Raw genomic sequence first — 21,284 nt, forward strand, 5'->3', positions numbered from 1 at the left:
TTAAGGCATCTCCAAACGGCTTCTTACTGTTTCGTATTCAGCGCTGGTGGGTCTACGAATTGTAAAACGTATATCAATGCGTCTGTTTGATCTAAAATCACTCTCTGTTAGCTCTTCAACAACCATGCGCCTTGTTGCCGCATAGCCACTCACCGAAAAAAGTGGGTTGCCTTCTTTGTTAGTAATACTAGCTAAATCGTGTTGGCTTGGCAGTAACTTACTCCAAAGCTCCCATAACGAAATCGCCCTAAAGGTCGATAAGCCCCAATTACCTTTACCCAGCATACCGTTAAAGTTTTTACTATCGGTGTGCCCTTCAATAAAAATAGTATCGAGGAATTGCTCACGGTTATCTTTATTTATAACCTCAGCTAGCACCTCACCAATTTCAAGTGCAGTGCCTTCAAACTGCGGACTTATATTAAATGCAGCGCTATCAAACCCTAAAATATCGTTAGGAATACTTAATACCGTTTCATTTTCGCTAACCGTAACTTGTATGTTTCGCTTACGCAGTAACTCAGCAGCTTCATGTAATATCGTTTTGCGAACACCCTCAGCCATGTGCAGCATTTCTAGCTCTTGGGTAAATGCTTGTTGTTTATTTTCAAGCTCTTCTTTGGCCTCCATAAGCTCAACCATTAACACAACAGATGCTAAAACAAATAAAATAAGTAAGCCCGACAAAATATCCGAAAACGACATCCAGTAAGGGTTTTCTTCATCAACACTTACTTGGTTGCTTTTAAATACTCGCATTAGCTACGCTCCAATTCATCCACTAAATCAGAAATAGAACTTACTGTACGGCGCATCTGGTCACCAAACTCAAGGGTTGTGGTATTCCAGGTTTCCATACGCTCTTTAACTTGCGTATTTACTTCTGATGAATAGCTGCGTAGCCACTCATTTGTTTGCTTTTCAATATCAGACACTTGCTTAGCTAAAGTATTACTTAGCCCTTCAAACGATGCCTCAACACCACGTATAAACTCACTTTGGTGTGTTTTCATTTCGCTAAAGCCACTTTGAGCTAATTTAGCTGTATTACCAAATTGCTCTGTTGTAGCAACAAGTGAGGTTTCGAGCCCTCTTAGCACTTTAGCTTGTTCAATTACGTGATTCGCTAATCCATCATTTTGAGCTGAAATACCTTTAATAGTGTCGGTCATATCAGCTAAGCGCGTATCAAACAGCTCTGTTGCTTTTAATAAATTGCCCGATAACACCCCAATTTGGTTTGCGCTATTACTTAGGTTTTGGCTACTTGTAGCAGATGACTCCGCAACCGTTTTAAGCTCTCCAATAACGTCTTTATGCTGTGCAATAACCGAATCCATATGTGTTTGCGTACGTTTTACAGCATCAGTCATCGAGGTAAGCATTTGGTCTTGTTGTGCTAGCCACTGACCTAACTGCGATTGTAATTGCTCACGATACTCTGAGTCACGCTTAGAGGCTTCAAGCTGTTGGCTGTTAATCAATGAGCCAAACGTTTCTTCAAGCGTCTTTTGGCGCTGCTCAGAGCTTTGCATAAAGCTTTGTAAACTTGTTTCAAGGCCACTGGTAAACGCCTGTTGCTGCGCCGTTGTTTTTTCGTTTTGGCTAGAAAGCTCATTAACAAATCCACGGTTCGATTCGCCCATCGCGCTTTGTACTTCGGCCATAGAGTCAGAAAGCTTATTAAGTGTTTGCGATTGCTCGGTTAACCAACCACCTAATACCGACTGTAAATTATCTACATGGTTTGCTTCACGTGTTGCTTGCGATTGCTGTTGCGATTCAATAGCCGTAAATAACTTTTGCTCCATAAGCTGTTGGCGTTCTTCGCTTTTGCTCAGCATTGCTTCGAGTTGCTGGTTAAATTGCGATGATGCCCCCGCTTGTTGCTGGGCCATTAGCTCAGCTTGATTACTACTTTGCTCAAGCACTGCGCTCATTTGCCCGCTCAGACTACTTACGGCCTCGTGCATTTGCTCAGTCGACTTTTGTATAAGCTCGCCTTGACCTCTGCCTGCCGCTTGCATGCTTTCGGTAAAGTTACTAATTAAATGCTCCAGCACGCCGCTGGTTTGTTGGCTGGCATTACTCACTAACGACTGCATAGCAGGTGCCATTACATTGTTAAGTGCATTGGTAAAGGCCTCTTGCATGTCTTTGTTCATGCCTGAAATAGTTTCTTGCAGGCGGTCGCCAATACGCTCATGTAATTCTTGCAGCGCTTCACTACTTTCACTAGTGTTTTTAGAAATATCAACAAGTGACTTTTCAGCAGGTAAACGAGGGAATAAAAAGTCAATCTTCTGTTGAATCTTAACCACTTTCTTAATTATTCGGCGTTCTGTGTTTTTTTCATAAATATTAAGTAATAAGCTAAGCCCCACACCCCAAACAGAGGTAACAAATGCCATTGCGGCACCGTTAATCATGCTTGCAATACCCCCCTTAAGCGCCTCTATTTCGTTGCTTTCCATATGTAGCCCTTTTAAGCCCATAGTTAAGCCTAAAAAAGTACCGAGTACACCAATTGCAGTTAAAAATGAAGGAGCTGCTGCTAGTAATCTATTTGAAGTGATACCCGAGGCAAGTGTTCTTGGGTTAAAAAAGTGCTCTGCATCTAAGGTGTTATACACACCCTTTTCACGGTGATCGAGTACTAAGCTTTCATCAAACTCACGCCAAAGGTTTTTAACTACGTCATCGTTTGATGATTTAGCTTTATCTCTAATATCAGCAATATTATCGTAAAGAGACTCTGTAGTTTGTTTTGCTACAATTTCTTCAACCTTTTTAATTGTTTTTTTACTGTTATGCTTTAGTAAAAGTACCCAACCAACAGCAAATACAAAAAGTAGTACCATAATAATTATAAATGAACGCCCTAACCATGCATTTGGCCATAATAAATCAGCGTTTAATAACAATCCTTCAAACATGCCTTACTCCTAATCCCTTAGTTTACGGGTAGTAATTACTTAATAAGTGGTTAATAGCTTATTTTTTACTTAATAATTAAAGTCATTAATAAACAAATATCTATCAGCTATTAGTTTTAATATATGAACACTTAGCTCTTTAGCGATTTCGGCTTGGGTTGGTTAAAAATAAGTTGGTGCCGTTGCTTTCAAAGCGCTTATTCCAAACCAAATCAAAATAAATACGGTGGTTTAAGCCTATATTTGTCGCTTTATCTTTTAAAAAGTTTTGTATATCTGCGTAGTGCTGGGCTGTCTCAATGTCTTTATATGTAAAACGGCGCTTGATACCTAAAGCCTTCGCTTCTTGGGCGGTGAATATAAATTCTGATTGAAATATTTGGCTATCAAGGGGTAAAAATAACCATGGTGTGGCGGTTTTTCTTGCTGGTGCAAAGTCCTCCCCCATTGCTATAAAGTGCTCAAATACAATATCAACGGGCTTTCGTACTTTATTAAACGATATCAACTGCAAAGGTTTAATGTTTTTACTCAGCTCACTTTTTAGTTCACTACATAACTCGTTGGCAAGCTTGTTTAACTCTATTTCAGAGGTTAGATTATTGAGTGCGTGTATTAAATAATTTTTCTTTTTAGTTAACACATCTCTAAAGGTATGTGATGCGCCTAAGCAATTATTATTTTTACGATGAAAGCCACGGTAGGTATTTGAGCCTAAGCTTTTTAAAACCAACTCCTCGTAGCTGAGTAATGGCGTGGGTGTTAAAAACACGGTATTACCCACTTCGTTCATGCGGTTTATTCGTCCCTGCATTTTTTAGTTATCCTTAAGCGCAACGTAAGCAGCTTTTTGTGCAAACTGTGCGTTGATTAAGTTGTTCTTTAATTCACGTTCTGTCATTTAACATCCTTGTTCTTATTGTTATAAATAGAGTTATAGATCGCCTGCAAAAGCTTTTTGGCTTAGTGAATTGAACTCACTTCTAGTTAATTCATATGAGTCATTTATACCGATTTTTAATTTTTTTATTTTACCTACAATTTCAATAAATTTGTTCTGTAGTTCAATAGGAGGAACTATTACTGACACATCTCTTACTGCATCCTTCGTAATCGTTTTAGTAACGGCTCCTTGTACTCTTTTTGCTATTTCTCTAGCACCTGCATCTGTTTTTAACTGATAATACATAAATTCATTAGTACTTAACTCATTACAACGGATCATAAATTGATTCATTGCTAGAGAAACAGGTTTATTTAAATTTGGCATTAGATAGACCGCGCCTGCACTCCCTATTTTATTCATTATTATTTCACCGCCAAACACCTTAGATTTGGATAAATGCTCGTAAGCATGCTGGTCAATATATTTAACTGATTCTGTATAATTCTTCTTCTCTAAATCTGTAGTCCTAACCATGTATGCAAAATTAGGCTCATCAAATAAAGTAACGTTTTTAACTAGTGTTTTGTAGCTACCATTTGCGTGATAATCAGTTAAAACGTCAATAACTTCACCAAACTTTTTAACTTCCCAACCTTTCGGGTTGGTTACAGGATCGCCGAACATGTCTAGGAATACGCTGCGAAGGAAGTCGTCGGCGAGTTCGATGGCTTGTTGGCGTTTGCGGCGGATGGCGTCGGCTTTATCTAAAATCGCGGCGATTCGTTTTTGCTCATCCAGTGGTGGTAATGGGATTTCTAAACTTTTCAAAAAATCTAATGTGATTCCTTTTACAGTTGCTCCTTTACCTTCTGAATCAATAAATTGAGTCTTTGACTCTAAGAAGCGAATTAAAAAGTCACGATCAACTATCTTGTTATCATTAATAAATAATGCCTTCAGATCTTGGTTTATCGCCATATCAATAGTATTTATAGCAAATTTCCCCAAAGCCATTCTTGTTGCTGTGAGAATAGTTCCTGCAGGTATAACATTGGTAGCTGAGTTATTTACACCCAACTCAGTAATAGTATCTACAGTTTTAGATATTTCGTTACTTTTTAAGTCTTTTACAGAGGCCCACGGAATATTACCATTCCAATATTCCTCTATTTTTTTACTTGGTGTCCCACCACCTTTTATCGTGACCAATTCACCTAGTTTCACTAAAGGCCAACTCACAGCATCCTCTCCAGCTCTTTCAAATCAGCGAGTATTTCGTTTTCTAAGCTCACTAATTTACCTAAAATTTCTTTTGGCGGATCGTATGTTTCTTCTTCGTAGACCACTTCTTTGTAACGGTTGATTGAAAGGTCGTATTTATTGCTGGCTATGTCATCTTTACTTACCCAAAAGGCTTTCTGGGTTTTATCATTTTTATCACTTGTCGCTATGGCTTTATCGCGCGCTTTAAATTCGCTGATTAAGCTTGGTAAATCGTTTGCTTTTATTGGCGTGCGCTTGTCATCCAAGCTAAAACCGTCGGCTTGTACGTCGTAAAACCATACATGGTCGGTGCTGCCACCTTTGGTAAAAATTAATATAGCGGTTGATACACCGGCGTAGGGTTTAAACACGCCACTTGGTAGTGAAATTACCGCTTCTAGCTGGTTGTTATCCACCAGCATTTGGCGCAGTTGTACGTGCGCTTTTGATGAGCCAAATAATACGCCGTCGGGCACGATAGTCGCAGATTGCCCGCCTACTTTTAACATGCGCTCAATAAGGGCAACAAATAGCAGCTCGGTTTTTTTAGTTTTTACTTTACGTAATAACTCGGGGCATACGTCTTCTTCGTCTAGGCTGCCTTTGAATGGCGGGTTGGCGAGTATTATGTCAAAGCCTTCTTTTGCTTTTTGCGGGTAGTGCTCTTTAAAGTTTTGGCTTAGGGTATCTTGATAATGAATGCCCGGTTGTTTAATGCCGTGCATTACTAGGTTCATGGCGGCTACGCGTAGCATGGTGGCGTCAAAGTCAAAGCCGTTGAACATGTTTGTATCAATGTGGCTGCGCTGCTCTGGGGTTATTAAATCGCCTGAATAGAGTAAGTTTTCAAGCGGTTTACCGCTGTCATCACATTGTACGTTGCCATTTACGTCAAGCACTGGCTCGCGCTCTATGCCCTCGGCTGATGTGTATTTTTGTAATAGGTATTCGTAACTTACCGATAAAAAGCCACCAGTGCCGGTTGATGGGTCGCATATTTGGCTGGTGGTGCTTGGGTCCATCATTTCGACCATGGCGCGTATAATATGGCGCGGGGTTCTAAATTGGCCGTTAATGCCTGCGGTAGTAAGTTTGCTAAGCAAGTATTCGTACAAATCGCCTTTGGTGTCTGAGTTTTCAAGCGGTAGGTCGTTTACCATTTCAACGGCTTTTACCAATAAGCTTTGCTTTTGAATCATTAATTGCGCGTCTTTCATAAACTCATTAAATACCGCGCCTTCTGGCGATACGTCGTCTGAGGTTTTTGAAAAAAACGGAAATAACTCATCTTTAACTAATTTGTATAACTCTTCTGCGCCTAAATGGCGCAGGTTTTGCCAGCGAATATGTTGCTCGGCGTCGCTAAAGCGGCGGTTAAACGGCTGCTTAGTACGTGCGCTGCGTTTTTCGTCGGCTTGCTCGTTCATGTCGAGCATACGGGCGTACATTAAAAAAGTAATTTGCTCTACTACGGTTAGCGGGTTAGTGATACCGCCTGTCCAAAATTCTTCCCATAGTTTGTCTATTTTACTTTTTAAAGGTCCGGTTATCATAGTTTTCCTAGTGTGAGCTGTTTATTGCGCTCGTTGTATTGGTTAAATTTTATATCATGGTGTCGGATGGTGCTTTGGCTTATCCAACATCGTCGGATGGCGCTTTGGCTATTCAACATCGTCGGATGGCGCTTTGCCTTATCCAACATAGTCGGATGGCGCTTTGCCTTATCCAACATCGTCGGATGGCGCTTTGCCTTATCCGACCTACGTTTTGTGCTATTTAATTTTGGCTTAATAAATTTTCGATTAAGCGAATAATGGTGTCTTTTTCTTTAGGGTTTGACTCAGCCACTAATAAAGTAATAGCCGCTAAGCCTGTGTCGTTTATTACTGGTTGGTAATTTTCATTTAACAGGCGTTGATTACGATTTAGAAAATCGACAAATAAAAATGCTGCGGTGCGTTTATTGCCATCACTAAATGGGTGGTTTTTTACAACAAAATATAATAAATGAGCCGCTTTACTTTCTATGCTTGGGTAGGCAGGCTCGCCAAATACACTTTGATCTAACGCGCCCCAAATTGCATTTAGGCCGTTGTTACGCTCTTGTGCAAATAACTTGGTGGCTTCGCCTTTGTTTATAAGGTTTTGCTTAAGCTGATCAATCGCGATTTTTGCATCATTAAGTGGTGTCACTGCGCCGCCTAACTCCCCTTTTGGTGAATTAAGCAGTCCTTCATCATACTGTTGTAGCCATAAGAAGGTTTGCGTGTAACTGGCAATTATATCTACAAGCCCTGCACCAAACTCACTGTTTTGTGGCAAAACAGCAATACGTTTAACGAGTTGTAATGCGTTATCTAGCTCTGTTGCATTTTGTGCTAATCGCTCTTGGTTTAAAGTGTAGCCTTTTAATAAATGCTGCTTTAATGTTTTAGTCGCCCATTGGCGAAAGCGCGTTGCTTGGGTTGAGTTAACGCGGTAGCCCACGGAAATAATAGCATCAAGATTGTAAAATTTAGTTTTTGATTTTTGTGTTTTCCCAGCTATTGCACCGTGTTCAGTGGTTTGTTCCAAAATGGAACTAACCACTTCTTGCTCCAGTTCACCAGTCTTAAAAATATTAGACAAGTGCTTTGTAATAGCGGGTCGCTTCGTTCCAAATAAATCAGCCATTTGCGCTTGAGACATCCAAAGCGATTCATCTTTAAATTGAATATCAAAAGATAACGAACCATCCGGAGTTTGGTATATAACAACACCTTGATTAGCCATTTACAATCTCACCTCTTTTTCAACAGATTGGTTTTTATCACCCAATTGTACATCAAACTGCTTAATAAATTGCTCTATTACGTCGGCTTGTTGCTGGCTAAATACGCCATCGAGCCCCATGTCGTGTATTTGTGTAAAAGGTGCGTCGTAAAGCTGGGCTATTTCAATAGAGCCGTGGCGAATTAGGTGGTTTTTTAACATACCAATAAAGCGCTGTTGCTTGGCATTAACATGGGTGTGTATTTGCTGCACAAAGGTTGTAAAGCTCTGCTCTATGGCGTTTTTGTCCATACCGACTATGGTACGCAATATTTTGTCTAAGCTAGCGGTTGATTCGGGAAAAAACTCTTTTAATGTATTTAAATCAACACTTGGGTTTTGCGTATGCACTAACGAGCTTAATTGCGCTAAGTCGGCTTCGGTTACTTGTTCGCCATTGCGAATTTTTTGCAGAACGCTGTCTGTTTCAAATAACGGGGTGAGTGTTTTTTCAACCTCTTGTCGGTATATTTGATAATCAATAGAGACTATTTTTGCAAGCCTATCAGCTTCGTGTATTTGGTTTGCGTCTTCTTTTATATCAAGCACAAAGTCACTTTTTGGCGGTGTTATGTCTTTATTACGCAGGTGTATAATACTGCGTAAATTAATGCGGCTTTGCTCAAGCGCTGCATGGGTTAAATACTGCCAATATTGCTCGGTTTGTATTTCTGCTATTGCAGGTGCTTTGCTACGTACTTCGTTTAAGTGCATTTGTAGCGATTCAACTTTGTTCATTACATTTTGTTTAGCTAAATCAATTTGGCTTTCATCGGTAATTAACAGCGTTTGAATGGTGGTTAGCTCAGAATCAAATTTATACGCTTCACTTTGCCCCATAATGTTACGCCATTGCATAAGCGGCGCTACTTCTTCTAGCAACGTTTGTACATCATCAGGGATAAACTGATTAAGGCGTTTTAGGTCTTTAAAGGTTTCGACCACTTGCCAGTTGTCGCGCACCGATATTGATTCCATTGGCAGTAAGCAAATATCGTCGTGAATTAATTTTATTGTTTGATCAAACACATCCATATTGGCTTTTTTGAGGGCGGTTTGTGCAAGGGTTACCCGCGCTTCAAATAGCTTTTGCAGTAACGATTTAGCTTGTTTTACGTCTTCTTCTTCTGGGTTTTCATCAAAGTATTCAAAATTTGCCCAGTGGTCGAATATTAAAAAGTGAGTTTTGTGCTTACCTGGGCCATATAGGTTTTCGCATAAGCGTGTGCCACGGCCAATCATTTGCCAAAATTTTACTTTTGATTTTATGGGTTTGGCAAATACAAGGTTTACACATTCTGGTACGTCTATGCCGGTGTCGAGCATATCGACCGATACGGCTATGCGTACGCTGTTTTCGTCGCTTGATTTAAAGTCGTCTATTAGCTCTTCAGCGCGTTCGTACTTTGAGTGAATAACGCGGCAAAAATTAGCACCATGCTGCGGGTAAAGCTCGCTAAACAGCTGCGCCATTAATTCGGCGTGGGCTATGTTACGGGCAAATACTATTGTTTTACCTGGCAGTTGGCCGTCTTTATCGCGCAGGCCTTTTTCCATTAGGTTACGTAGTATTAGCCTGTTGGTGTCTTTATTTTTAATGGCTTCGTCTATTTGTTTTGCATCAAAGTCGAGCTCGTTCGGATCAATGCCTTGCTCTTCTAATTGGGCTATTTGCTCATCGGTTAGGTTGTCTTTTTTAATGCCTTCGCGCAAAAACTGTGTGGTGTAACTTACAATTTTGTAGGGGACTAAGTTGCCTTGTTCTATGGCGTCTTCAAGCGGGTAATTGGCTGTTGGCATTTTGTAATCACAGCTAAATAAATCACAGGTTGAGCGCGATACCATTTCTACCGGCGTGGCGGTTAAGCCCACTTCTAGCGCGTCAAAGTATTTAAAAATATCGCCATAAATATTGTAAATTGAACGGTGCGATTCATCAGCCACTATTAGGTCAAAGTGACCTACGTCGTACTTGTTCATTATACGCAGCATGCCTGGGTAGGTTGCTATAAATACACGCGCACTCGCTGCGGTGTTTTTAGCGCTTTTGCCTACAATGTGTACTGGCTCTTTGGTATGCTCGGTAAAGGCATTACCTGCTTGTTTACGTAGCTCTTTTCGGTCACATAAAAATAATACGCGCTTAGCCCAACCTGCATCGAGCAGCCGTTTTGCAAGGGCAATAGATACGCGTGTTTTACCTGTGCCGGTTGCTTGCACAATAAGCGCTTTGCGGTGTTTATCACTAAAACGCTCACACACACGAGTTATGGTTTCCATTTGATACAAACGCCCTGCTACTGCGGTGTCTATTGGCGTGGTGTTTAGCTCTTTTTTAAGCGTGCGTTGCTTTATTAAGTACTGCAGGGAATCTTTTGAGTAGTAACCGTATAAACCACGGCTGTTATAACCTTGCGCGTCGTCTAGAATTTTTATATCCCAACCGTTCGAGTAAAAAATAACGGGCCGTTGCCCAAATTGCTTTTCGAGCGCGTTGGCATAAAGCGTTGCTTGCTGGCGGCCTTTTTCGATATTTTCGCGGGTGCGTTTGGCTTCTATTACAGCAAGTGGCTTTCCGTCGTCATCCCATAATACGTAATCAACATAGCCTATACCTGTTGTTGTAGGTTGATCTGTTACTTTTACTTCTTTGCCAACGTCTTCTGTTGATTTGTCGTCAAGTGCTACATTCCAACCTGCATTACGCAGGTCTAAGTCGATAATGCGTTTACGGGTTTCATCTTCGTTAAAGTTAAAACTTGAGTTAACAATTTGCTCATTGCGGGTTTTAACCTGGTTAAGCTTTTCTGCATCAATAGTTTGTTTTAGTTTTGCTGTTTGCTGCTGGGCTTGTTTTTGTGCAAGCTCTGCGGCTTCTAGTTCGTCAAGCGCGCGTTTTAAACGGGCTTGATTTTCGGCTAATTGTTGAGTGAGTTGCTTGTTCTTTTTAGCAAACTGGGCATCGCTTTGATTGCTAGGTTGTGTTTGCTCAGGCGCTTTAAACTCTGGGCATTCTTGTTGCGTGCCATTGGCATAAGCCATAAACAAATAAGAGGCTACAAAGTAGCTTTCTTTTAATATCCAAATAGCTTGTTGTTGATCTACTTTGCCTTCATGCGCGGCTTGGTTGCCGCTTTTACGTATGGCATGGAGCTTATCGGTTATTAAACGCGGCACGGCACTGGTAAAGTCGTCGGCGGTGAGTTTATCGAAAATGTTAGACGTTGGTAAAACAGGTAAGCTAAGCTCTTTGTATAAGTAGCCTACTACTTTTTCGGCAAAGCAACGCAGCTTAACCAATGAGCTTTGCGGATCGGTAATCGCATAGTCTTCTGCAAAAGCGGCTAACTGGTGTAGCTCTGGCCACTTAGATTGAATATGTTCAAAGTTCATTGACTGCTTCATTCCTGATTACTTCCTTATCAACTAATTTACCATGCGTTATTATTTTTATGCGTTTGCAAGCTTGAGAATATTAAGCTGTTATATTTATTTTTATGTTACTTGTTGCTGCACTTAACCAATAGCTTGTTTCAAAGCTTTGGTTATTAGAGTCAATCGCTACTTTTTTAGCAAGCTCGTTTGGTAACACCTTATTTATTTTATTGTTTATGCGGCTGCGCGTTTGTTGCACAAAGGTTTTTTCCATTACTTTCAAATCATTGTATAAACCATCTCTGAAATCTTCGGGCTCTATGCCAAACGTATCGCGGAATATACGTAAATCACTACTATTTTGCTGTAAAAGCATGAGATATTCTTTGCTGTAACGCAAAGACTCTTCAAAATCACGACCCACAACTAGCTTTTTATGTTCACTTTGGCTGTATTGGTTTAACCATAAATAAAAGGCGGTTTCTTTTGCGGTAAGTTTAATTTCGATACCTGCAAAGGTGAGCGTTTTTGCTTTTGCGTTTACTTCAAGGGTTAAATCTTTTTTATGAGCTGAGTTTAAGCTTGCTACTGTTTGGCTAAACGATGCACTTTGCATTGAAGCAATTAGAGTTTCGTCTATAGATTGGCGCATTCGTACAAAGGGTATTTCGGCAAGGGTTACCTTTGCATTAATACAATTGACCTGCGTGCCGTTTTTACCATCAATAATATGGTCATAAGGTGTTGGGTAGTAAAAGTCTCTGACAAATTCAAATTCGTTATTCACAAATACATGACTGAGCGAATCTTGCTCACGGCCTAATAATGACATGGCATAGCCTAAATAAAACGCCATTGTTTTACGTCCACCAGCAATAGATGCATGAATACTAATATCGTTTTTATTGGTAAGTTCAAACACTTTACGGGTAATAAAGTCGGCCATGTAAGTTTGTTCTATTTCAGATTTAGCATCATTAATAGGTTGGCCTTTATCGTCTTCTATTAGCCAAATATTTTCATCGGGGAGTTTAATATCAGGAAGTTTATAATCTGCTATTAATTTAGCTAAATGACCTTGCTCAAATAATCCATTAGTAAGCATTGGCTTTGTGCTTTTTGTAGTAATAACAAAAATCTCTTCGGGAATAGGCTTACCCTGCTGATAAAGCGCAAAAAGAGTTTCGGTTAATACTTGTGGGCTTGCACCAGTAACTATTAGTAGAATATTTTTCATCAAGAATCCTTTCGTATGAGATTGTTATATCTTATCCCAAAGGCTGCTTAAGTGAAACTAGAAGTGCTTATGTTATTGAGTTAATTAATTTATATTGTATTTTTTAACATCATTTTGTTAACTTTAAATAAGTTGTTACCTATTTAAAGTTAACACTATTTTGGTATAACTATTTTTTGTTTGCTTTTTTAGCCTGTTTTTTAGCTATTTTTTGCTTTTGACGATTAACTTGTTTAAATGTTGTTGTTTGGCTAATAAAGGAATTATCTCGCATTAGTGCCTTGCCTACAGGAAGCTTTAAAAATTGTTTAGCTTTTTCATATCCTAATTGGGCCGACTCTTTTATTAACGCTTTTAGCCCAAAGCTGCATTTTACTTTGCCACAACTTGCTAGCTCTTCTTTCATCAGCATTGCTATTTCAAACTGAATTTGTGCTTTTAGTTTTATATTTTTTTCTAACTTTATTGCGACACAACCAATCTCTATAGCGGTTACTCTGTGCGCAGTGTGTTCTTTTAATATGCTAAATAACCGAGTTTGGTAATACACTGTACCCGGCAAATTTTTATAAGTATTAATAAGCTCGCTAACTACATTTAATTTTGGTGTTTTACCCCAGTAACCAAAGTAATCACAAAATGCTTTTAAATATTGATACCCTGGTGCTTGCGTTGCTTGCGCTGTAATTAACGCCGTACGAGCTCGTTTTTTTGCCAAATCGTTTTCTTTATCTGTTAGCCATAATTCGAGTTTATTTGCAGCATCGATAGTAAATGAGTTAATTTCTTTATACTCAACCCCCTGCTTAACCCAATGATTATAAATACTATCATCTGATCTATAGTGTTTTTTCTGCAAAGCAACAATAGCTTGATGATAACCATGCTTTGCAGACTCCTCACAAAGAATCCACGCTCTTTTAGGCTGACCTATTACACTTAAATAATTAGCATATAAAAAGTATGATTCACCCGTAGTGCATTCTTTCATAGCCTGTTTATAACAATACTCTGCATTTATAGTTTTAGACTCTTCTAAAAATTTTTGCTCGTATGCTTGTGCATATAATTGCCACGTACCTGAAGCATTTAATGAATGCGCCCGAGATAACCAATACTCTAAATCTTTTTTATTTAGTGTGTTATACGCTTTTTTATTTGTTTTATTACTCAAAGTAGATACTTGATTTTTTATTGAAAGCAATTGCGAATACGCTTGCTCGGCAATTGCTAAATTTGCTTGGGGGCATCCATTTAAAGCAAGGTTTACATTAGAAACGGTATTTTCTAAAACAGGCTCTTGCCATATAGCCTGCTCTCCTAGCTCATTTGCTAAATTAAAGTAAGAAAACTGAGCTAGTTCAAAAGTAGCCTTTAGTGTTTGCTTTACTTGTGTACGACTACAACTAACAACTGAACGCCAACTCCCTTCCCACTCCTGAGATGCATGAACCCCATGATTAGTGCTTGTTCTTATTAGGCTTAACTCATCAATAATATAAGTTGGAACCGTAGATAAAAGCTTTAACTGATTTATTTTTTGACTAAGATCTGAATTTTTAGCTAACTTTAAATTAAAAAACTGTGCTGTTTGATGGCACCAAACCTCAGCAAACAAGCGAGCTTTGAGTAAAGCGCAACTATGGTCGGTTGAATAATAATATTCCATTTCGTTTGCTAAACGATATAGTTCCGGAAAAGTTGATTTAATAAATTCAAAATTGGTGATCGAAACTGAATGAGTTGTTTGTTGCATTGTTAACATTATTTAAGCCTTGTGTACTTTAAGGCCTTTAATATTAAATTAAAAAATTTATTAAAGAGGATCGCAAGCTTGCAAAGTAGTTTCAACTATTTTGTTTAATACAAGGAAATATCATTCATAGCATACTTATTTATGTTTGCCGTACTGCTTTAGAAGACTCAAAACATGCCTTAGAAATAAAATGATCTTTACTTTTAAAGTTTATTTAACGTGCTTTTCGTCCCCACATTGTTATTTTTAAATTTATTGTGCTCAACCACTGCTGATCAAAAAGCCTTTTTATAAAACTTTAAATACCATTTTTTACAGGGATCTATCTCGGCTAATTCTCGTACTATACTATTTGGGCTATTAGTATAGTATTGAGTGATCAGTGTATTTTGTTTTCATTCTAAATAATCATTAAAGGAGCAATTGTATGAGTGATAAAAGATGTCCTTTTGACCATACCCCTCTCACCACTAACAGCGGTGCGCCTGTTGTTGATAACCAAAATAGTATGACCGCTGGTAAGCGTGGGCCATTACTTGCTCAAGACGTTTGGCTAAATGAAAAGCTGGCAAATTTTGTACGCGAAGTTATTCCAGAGCGCCGTATGCATGCAAAGGGCTCTGGCGCGTTTGGCACATTTACTGTTACTAACGACATTAGTAAGTATTCTTGTGCAAAAATATTCAGCGAAGTTGGTAAAAAAACCGAAATGTTTGCTCGATTTAGTACGGTAGCAGGTGAACGTGGCGCTGCTGATGCTGAGCGTGATATTCGTGGGTTTGCATTAAAGTTTTATACCGAAGAAGGCAATTGGGATATGGTTGGTAATAATACCCCTGTATTCTTTTTACGTGATCCTCTTAAATTCCCAGATTTGAATAAAGCGGTAAAGCGCGATCCTCGTACTAATATGCGCTCTGCAACTAACAATTGGGACTTTTGGACTTTATTACCTGAAGCGCTCCATCAAGTAACGGTTGTAATGAGTGATCGTGGTATACCTGCCTCGTATAGACATATGCATGGTTTTGGCTCACACACCTATAGTTTGTGGAATGAAGCCGGGGAGCGCTTTTGGGTGAAATTTCATTTTCGTACACAACAAGGTATTAAAAACTTAACCGATGCAGAAGCTGCTGAAATAGTTGCTATGGATCGTGAAAGTAATCAAAAAGATTTATTTGAATCGATTGAGCGCGGCGACTTCCCTAAATGGAAAATGTATGTGCAAATTATGCCTGAAGCCGAAGCTGATAACGTGCCGTATCACCCTTTTGATTTAACTAAAGTATGGCCTAAAGCTGATTACCCACTGATTGAAGTAGGTGAGTATGAGTTAAATAAAAACGCTGATAACTACTTTGCTGACGTAGAGCAAGCTGCTTTTGCACCGAGTAATTTAGTACCTGGAATTGGCGTATCACCCGATAAAATGCTACAAGCCCGTTTAATTAACTACGCCGATGCACAGCGCTACCGTGTAGGTGTGAATCATAATCAAGTGCCGGTAAATCAACCTCGCTGCCCTGTTAATAGCAATGCGCGCGATGGACAAGGCCGTGTTGATGGTAACTATGGCGCAAGGCCACACTACGAACCGAATAGCTTTGGCCAGTGGCAAGAGCAGTCACAATATGTTGAACCGCCACTTAAAATTAATGGCGATGCTAAACATTACGACTTCCGTGAAGACGATAGCGACTACTTTAGTCAGCCACGCGCTCTTTTTAACTTAATGAATGATGAGCAAAAACAAGCGCTATTTAGTAATACGGCGGCACAAATAGGTGATACCTATGACTTTATTAAATATCGTCATATTCGTAACTGTAATCGGTGCGATCCTGCCTATGGTGAAGGTGTTGCTAAAGCCCTTGGGATGACTGTTGCTGATGCAATAAAAGCACGTGAAACAGACCCTGCAAAACATTTACCTGGCTGCTTATAAACTATTAGTTATATCTAAATTTTGATATTACAGCTAGAAACACAGTTTTGATAAGCAAGGATGCTTTGTAATATTTGCTGCCCTTAAAGGGCAAATGATTTTATTGGCTTAATAGTGTAACCCGGTCTATTTGTGAGTTTTATGCTAAAACGCAGTTATTGCTAAAACGCAGTTATTGCTAGCTGGCTTTTCTAACAAAAAGCCAGCTAATTACAGCAGTAATAAATGTAGTTAACCTTAGTCTGTGGTTTAATTTATATAACCCATTTAAGTAATGCACTTGTATATTCTCCCTTATACCAGTTCCACTACATAATTAACCTTCTCTATTCATGAGAGCTAATCATAAAAAATTCAAAACCGTTTTTATGCTCACTTAAGTCTTGATTAAAGCCAGCCGACACATATAAAAAGCCATCATTTGCTACAAGCTGCTTAAGCTTATTTACACTATCAGAAAAGTCATCCATAAAATTAGTATCGGAATTTTCAAGCAACTTTTTATGCCCAAATAAAGCCTTTGGTGCGCACTGATTTGATTTAACAAATTCAGTTAACGTATCTTGATTAGAAAAGGTTTTAAAACCAAGTTTACACTCGGCTAAAAATGCTAATAAATCTGTAAAATCAACTTCAACAAATGTTGAATCTTCCATTACCCGAATAAAGGTTAAAATTAAATCATTTGAAAAAGTATCACCAAACTGACTTTTAATTGACTCTGTTATGTCATTTTTAACTTCAAGCGGGAACGCTTTATAACTTTTCATACTAAACTCCTTTTATTGATATATTTAACTTATGTATTTAAATACGCCATGTATTTAATCGCCAAATTTTTAATTGCTTATAAATGCACTTTTAAAATGTTGAATAGACTACCTCAAACCACAGTATTATGCCTTAGATTTATTTGTAAATAAGATTGATTAATAAATGCGTTTTTGTTTGCAATAATACGCTAGGTATTTATCAATAGAGAAATGTATATCAATACCTTACATGAAAAGTGAAGCCAATTTGACAAGCCTCTTGAAGGGGGTTATCTTACCAATTAGTATTATAAAATTACCAATTAACTTACGATTACAAAGTAGGCGTAAAGTAGCCTTATTAATTTTCTATTGTGGCAACATTATGAATTTACAACAATTTAAATCAGAGGATATGAAAATGAAAAGGCGCAGACGTTTTTGGACAATTGTTGAAAAATTAGAAGCCGCGATAGCTCAAGGCATTTATCCTGTAGGTACACGGTTACCAGCAGAGCGTGAGTTAGCCGAAATTCACCAAGTAAGCCGCCCGACTATACGCGAGGCAATTATTGCACTTGAAGTTAGAGAGCGCGTTGAAGTAAAAACGGGATCTGGTGTTTTTGTTACTGACACTAAAAAGTCAGAAAGCTTCGCTAAACCAATTAGTGCATTTGAGCTAACTCAAGCCCGTGCTTTGGTTGAAGCCGAGGCTGCAGCACTGTCTGCTGCAACGATACAAAGTGAAGAGTTGGCGTTGTTAAAACAAACACTTGATGACATGCGCATTGCTGAAACCGCGAATTCAGCCGATCAACGTTTTCATGAAATTATTGCGCAATCAACCCGTAATAACGCTATTGTTTTAACAATTAATAATCTTTGGAAGTTGAGATTAACCGAACCTGAAATTATTTCGGCTCATGAAGATGTTTGTTCGCAAAGTAACGAGCAGCGAATACAAGAACACACTGCTATATACGAAGCAATTGCATCGCATGACTCATCAGCAGCAAGAAAAGCAATGCATAACCACTTTAACCGATTAATTAATGCATTATTTGCAGCCAGTGAAGCTAAAGCGCTTGAAGAGATAAAACGTAAAACAGATGAAACGCGTGGATTGTATTCTATTACCCATTTAACCCACTAAGTTAGTTTGTTCACCAAATAAAAAAGGCTCTAAATTAGAGCCTTTTGTGTGTTAATTGCTTTAAATTAGAACTTAAAGCTCATACCTAAGAATAAGCGTGGCCCGTAGTCATTCACTTCACCTAGGTTACCCTCAACAAAGTAGTCTTGTGATTTAGGTGCACTAAATAAGTTAATTGCCTCTGCTTTAATTCTAATGTGCTCATCAATTTTATAAGATGCGCGCATTTCCCACACTCCTACCCCGTCAACATAACGTAAGCGAGTACCATTAGATGTGTAAGGTTGGAAGTATTCGCTACGGTATTTGTAAATAACCGCGGTATCGAATCCACCAATTTGGTAGTACAACTGGCTACTAAATACATGCTTAGAGAAGCCAGGTACTGAAGCTGGTGGAATAATACCTGCTTGCAGTTGAGTTGAATTTCCATCTACATCAGTTTCATACGTGTCGCCTAATAATTTAAGGAACTAATATTAATTAAATTTAACAAAGCTCTCAGAAAAGCTATGCAGGTTAGATGCGCTTTCTTACAGATATAATAAACCTAAATTTAATTTAATAAGAAATGAAAACAATGACTTAAACTAACTATACCTAAGCAACTATGAAAGCCACGGTATTGTTTTTATAGGATAAAGCTATATTGCCAAGCGTTTGATTATTGAAGCTATAAATTGCTAATTTAAAAATATAAGCTAAGTAGAGGTTACAAAGCGAAGTAGTGCTTATCATTTTATACTGAATGCTATTGCTAGGTATTAGGTGCTATGGCGGGTATTCTGATTTATTCACTAAGAAAGTAAGTCATACTTTAACATTACAAATGTTAAAGTTAAACGCTTTGGCTGTTGTTTAAATCAATGTTAGATTAATTGGTTACTTATAAAAAATGAAACCGCTAGAAATATATCAAAACGGTTTCATTGGTTAAATTATGTTAAAGTAAGTGTATTAACCAAATACTTTCATACGTTCTTCAACCGGTTTAAACTCCTTGTCGCCTGCTGGCTGATCGATAGCGCCAAATACCATTTGTGCATTCAATTCCCAGTCTGCAGCTATGTTCCACTCATCTGCAACTTTTTGATCGATAACTGGATTATAATGTTGCAGGTTGGCACCAATGTCTAAGCTAGCCAATGCTGTCCAAATCGCATACTGATGCATAGCGCTGCTTTGTTGTGCCCAAATTGGAAATTTGTCAGCATACAAAGGTGCAGCTTCTTGCATGTTTCTTACTACGGCTTTGTCCTCGAAGAACAATACCGTACCTGCACCGGCTCTAAAGCCTGCAATTTTATTTTTAGTACCTTGAAATTTTTCGTCGTCACCAACGATAACTCTAAGCGTTTCTTCAGTAATGTCCCACAGTTTGTGATGCTCATCACCAAACAAAACGACGATACGTGCCGATTGTGAGTTAAAAGCTGATGGCGTATGCAAAACCGCGTGCTCAACAAGCTTAACTACTTCTTCGTTAGAAACTGGCAACTGATCGCTTAGAGCATAGATAGAGCGACGCTTCTGTGCTAATTGTTGTAGATCTTTTAAGTTTGACATTTTCAATTCAGACATGAGTATCTCCTGTGGTTGTTCAAATATTTAAGTAATTAAAAAACTAATCTATTTACAGTTACTTACCTAAAAGTAACCAAAAACCGAGCACTAACAATAAATAATTCATTATCTTTAAAAATAACACTTTATCCAGTACTTCATTAATTTTTACCCCTAACCAATTACCTACAAATGCCAGTGGGAAAAAGGCCAGTGCAGTTAAAATTGTCTCACCCGTTAACAAGCCGAACGATAAAGCTGCAATAAGTTTTATTACATTCATCATTGCGAAAAATATCGCCGCGGTAGCAACAAACTTACCCGGAGTAAGCCCTATCGCTGTGAAATAAATAATAATGGGTGGCCCACCCGCATGCACTAAACTGCTGGTAATACCGGAGAACATGGACATTATCCCCGCGCCAATTTTATTATTGAGAATTTTAAGCGAGCTTTTTTTAAAGAAAATATTTTTAATTGAAAAAACAATACATATTAAGGCGATTATCAAGCGTAAGTGCTTTGCATTAATAACGTCTATAATTAAATAAGCAATGAGCACACCTACTATTGCCCCAGGAATTAGGGGCAGAAGTAGTTGATTGTCCCATTTTCGCCAGTAACTTCTTACGCTTAACATGTCGCCAATAATTAATAGTGGCAGCATCAGTGCAATGGCTTGCGCTGCTGGCAATTTTAGCATTAGCAGCGGCACGGCAAACACGCCTAATGCCCCTGCAAATGCTGATTTTGAAACACCTATTAACACAACAACAGCTGCTATTAAAACAAGTGTTGTAATACCCATACTAGAAATCCGCCGGTAATTCAAACCATAAAGCTTCAAGTTCAGCTGTTGCTTCAAGGTTTAACTCTGTCGCGGGGTCAACCGCAAAGGCATCACCTGCAGCAAATTCTTTACCATCAACCATTACGCTACCTTTTACAATGTGCAGGTAACCAATTTGCTTACCCGAGGCCAGCATAAACGTTTGTTGCACGTTTAAAACTAAGCGTGACAAGCTTGCATCTTGATTAATTGACAATGCATTTTCGCCGCCCTCTGGTGTAAGTAATGGCGTTAGTGGACCATTTTGCGCAATACTTTTTTGCTCATAACTTGGTTTAATTCCCATTTTATTGGGCTGTATCCAAATTTGTAAAAACTTAACTTGGTCAGTGTTAGATGCATTATATTCTGAATGCATTACGCCACTGCCCGCACTCATACGTTGTACGTCGCCTGCCGGTACAGTGTGCTTATTGCCTTCACTGTCTTCATGCTTTAATGCGCCTTGCATAACATACGAAATAATTTCCATATCGCGGTGCCCGTGCGTCCCAAAACCTTTACCTGGCATAACCATGTCGTCGTTTATTACGCGCAGTGCTGAAACACCCATATGTTTTGGATCGTAGTAACTGCCAAAAGAAAAACTATGTTTGCTTTGCAACCAACCAAGATCGACCGAACCGCGCTCTTGTGACTTTCTTATATATTTCATTATAAATTCCTTCATCTATTTCAATGAAGCCAGTTTACTACTGTGTTTATACGATTAAAATTAGCTGTTTTAGTATCAATCATTCGATTTAAAAGAATG

At 38.7% G+C, this 21,284-nt stretch carries 15 protein-coding genes and 1 pseudogene; 2 read left to right on the forward strand and 14 right to left on the reverse strand.

What is annotated here, in order from left to right; genetic code table 11:
• From HC000_RS07690 to HC000_RS07730, 9 genes are all read right to left on the reverse strand, one after another.
• Entirely contained in the window at positions 1-759 is a 759-nt protein-coding gene (locus HC000_RS07690; RefSeq protein ID WP_179807357.1) for an OmpA family protein, read from the reverse strand.
• The gene (gene zorA / locus HC000_RS07695) at positions 759-2,936 is read right to left on the reverse strand and encodes an anti-phage ZorAB system protein ZorA (protein ID WP_179807358.1); all 2,178 of its coding nucleotides are present in this window, start codon (positions 2,934-2,936) and stop codon (positions 759-761) included. Before zorA ends, HC000_RS07690 begins: the two co-directional genes overlap by 1 nt.
• Before the next feature lie 139 nt (positions 2,937-3,075).
• Positions 3,076-3,750: a hypothetical protein gene (locus tag HC000_RS07700; RefSeq protein ID WP_179807359.1), complete on the reverse strand. Its 675-nt coding sequence runs from the start codon at positions 3,748-3,750 to the stop codon at positions 3,076-3,078.
• Between the two features lie 120 nt (positions 3,751-3,870).
• Complete coding sequence (locus HC000_RS18665) at positions 3,871-5,061, reverse strand: restriction endonuclease subunit S (RefSeq protein WP_179807360.1); 1,191 nt, start codon at positions 5,059-5,061, stop codon at positions 3,871-3,873.
• Entirely contained in the window at positions 5,058-6,638 is a 1,581-nt protein-coding gene (locus HC000_RS07710; protein WP_179807361.1) for a class I SAM-dependent DNA methyltransferase, read from the reverse strand. The genes HC000_RS18665 and HC000_RS07710 overlap by 4 nt, the downstream gene beginning before the upstream one ends.
• Positions 6,639-6,861: 223 nt before the next feature.
• Positions 6,862-7,857, reverse strand: coding sequence for a virulence protein RhuM/Fic/DOC family protein (locus HC000_RS07715; protein WP_179807362.1), 996 nt, complete (start codon positions 7,855-7,857; stop codon positions 6,862-6,864).
• Entirely contained in the window at positions 7,858-11,301 is a 3,444-nt protein-coding gene (locus HC000_RS07720; RefSeq protein WP_179807363.1) for a DEAD/DEAH box helicase family protein, read from the reverse strand.
• A gap of 70 nt (positions 11,302-11,371) precedes the next feature.
• Positions 11,372-12,508: a CRISPR-associated ring nuclease Csm6 gene (gene csm6, locus HC000_RS07725; RefSeq protein ID WP_179807364.1), complete on the reverse strand. Its 1,137-nt coding sequence runs from the start codon at positions 12,506-12,508 to the stop codon at positions 11,372-11,374.
• Positions 12,509-12,677: 169 nt separating this feature from the next.
• The gene (locus HC000_RS07730) at positions 12,678-14,273 is read right to left on the reverse strand and encodes a hypothetical protein (RefSeq protein WP_179807365.1); all 1,596 of its coding nucleotides are present in this window, start codon (positions 14,271-14,273) and stop codon (positions 12,678-12,680) included.
• A 418-nt stretch (positions 14,274-14,691) separates the two neighbouring features.
• On the opposite strand from HC000_RS07730, the gene HC000_RS07735 reads away from it, so the two are divergent.
• On the forward strand, positions 14,692-16,212 hold the full coding sequence (locus HC000_RS07735; RefSeq protein WP_179807366.1) for a catalase: 1,521 nt from the start codon (positions 14,692-14,694) through the stop codon (positions 16,210-16,212).
• A gap of 326 nt (positions 16,213-16,538) precedes the next feature.
• Here HC000_RS07735 and HC000_RS07740 read toward each other — a convergent pair whose 3' ends face one another.
• Positions 16,539-16,982: a hypothetical protein gene (locus HC000_RS07740; RefSeq protein WP_179807367.1), complete on the reverse strand. Its 444-nt coding sequence runs from the start codon at positions 16,980-16,982 to the stop codon at positions 16,539-16,541.
• 403 nt (positions 16,983-17,385) lie between these two features.
• Between HC000_RS07740 and HC000_RS07745 the strand changes: the two genes are divergently transcribed.
• Complete coding sequence (locus tag HC000_RS07745; protein ID WP_089368963.1) at positions 17,386-18,117, forward strand: FCD domain-containing protein; 732 nt, start codon at positions 17,386-17,388, stop codon at positions 18,115-18,117.
• Positions 18,118-18,182: 65 nt separating this feature from the next.
• On the opposite strand, the pseudogene HC000_RS07750 reads toward HC000_RS07745, so the two are convergent.
• The 4 genes and pseudogenes from HC000_RS07750 to HC000_RS07765 form a co-directional block, all read right to left on the reverse strand.
• Positions 18,183-18,575 (reverse strand): annotated as a pseudogene (locus HC000_RS07750) (TonB-dependent receptor); the annotation flags it as partial.
• 499 nt (positions 18,576-19,074) lie between these two features.
• Positions 19,075-19,698, reverse strand: coding sequence for a nitroreductase family protein (locus HC000_RS07755; protein WP_217896478.1), 624 nt, complete (start codon positions 19,696-19,698; stop codon positions 19,075-19,077).
• A gap of 58 nt (positions 19,699-19,756) precedes the next feature.
• On the reverse strand, positions 19,757-20,488 hold the full coding sequence (locus HC000_RS07760; RefSeq protein ID WP_179807368.1) for a sulfite exporter TauE/SafE family protein: 732 nt from the start codon (positions 20,486-20,488) through the stop codon (positions 19,757-19,759).
• Position 20,489: 1 nt separating this feature from the next.
• Positions 20,490-21,185, reverse strand: coding sequence for a pirin family protein (locus HC000_RS07765; protein WP_086995358.1), 696 nt, complete (start codon positions 21,183-21,185; stop codon positions 20,490-20,492).
• Between the last annotated feature and the right edge of the window lie 99 nt (positions 21,186-21,284).

Origin of the sequence: Pseudoalteromonas sp. MIP2626, assembly GCF_013414205.1 — a bacterium.
Classification (GTDB): domain Bacteria; phylum Pseudomonadota; class Gammaproteobacteria; order Enterobacterales; family Alteromonadaceae; genus Pseudoalteromonas; species Pseudoalteromonas nigrifaciens.

Excerpts from the sequence above, each read along its gene's own strand:
- csm6 (WP_179807364.1), bottom strand. The coding sequence starts at position 12,508 with ATGAAAAATATTCTACTAATAGTTACTGGTGCAAGCCCACAAGTATTA.
- HC000_RS07700 (WP_179807359.1), bottom strand. The coding sequence starts at position 3,750 with ATGCAGGGACGAATAAACCGCATGAACGAAGTGGGTAATACCGTGTTT.
- HC000_RS07745 (WP_089368963.1), top strand. The coding sequence starts at position 17,386 with ATGAAAAGGCGCAGACGTTTTTGGACAATTGTTGAAAAATTAGAAGCC.
- HC000_RS07765 (WP_086995358.1), bottom strand. The coding sequence starts at position 21,185 with ATGAAATATATAAGAAAGTCACAAGAGCGCGGTTCGGTCGATCTTGGT.
- HC000_RS07740 (WP_179807367.1), bottom strand. The coding sequence starts at position 16,982 with ATGAAAAGTTATAAAGCGTTCCCGCTTGAAGTTAAAAATGACATAACA.
- HC000_RS07735 (WP_179807366.1), top strand. The coding sequence starts at position 14,692 with ATGAGTGATAAAAGATGTCCTTTTGACCATACCCCTCTCACCACTAAC.
- HC000_RS07760 (WP_179807368.1), bottom strand. The coding sequence starts at position 20,488 with ATGGGTATTACAACACTTGTTTTAATAGCAGCTGTTGTTGTGTTAATA.
- HC000_RS07715 (WP_179807362.1), bottom strand. The coding sequence starts at position 7,857 with ATGGCTAATCAAGGTGTTGTTATATACCAAACTCCGGATGGTTCGTTA.
- zorA (WP_179807358.1), bottom strand. The coding sequence starts at position 2,936 with ATGTTTGAAGGATTGTTATTAAACGCTGATTTATTATGGCCAAATGCA.
- HC000_RS07690 (WP_179807357.1), bottom strand. The coding sequence starts at position 759 with ATGCGAGTATTTAAAAGCAACCAAGTAAGTGTTGATGAAGAAAACCCT.
- HC000_RS07755 (WP_217896478.1), bottom strand. The coding sequence starts at position 19,698 with ATGTCTGAATTGAAAATGTCAAACTTAAAAGATCTACAACAATTAGCA.
- HC000_RS07720 (WP_179807363.1), bottom strand. The coding sequence starts at position 11,301 with ATGAAGCAGTCAATGAACTTTGAACATATTCAATCTAAGTGGCCAGAG.
- HC000_RS07710 (WP_179807361.1), bottom strand. The coding sequence starts at position 6,638 with ATGATAACCGGACCTTTAAAAAGTAAAATAGACAAACTATGGGAAGAA.
- HC000_RS07730 (WP_179807365.1), bottom strand. The coding sequence starts at position 14,273 with ATGTTAACAATGCAACAAACAACTCATTCAGTTTCGATCACCAATTTT.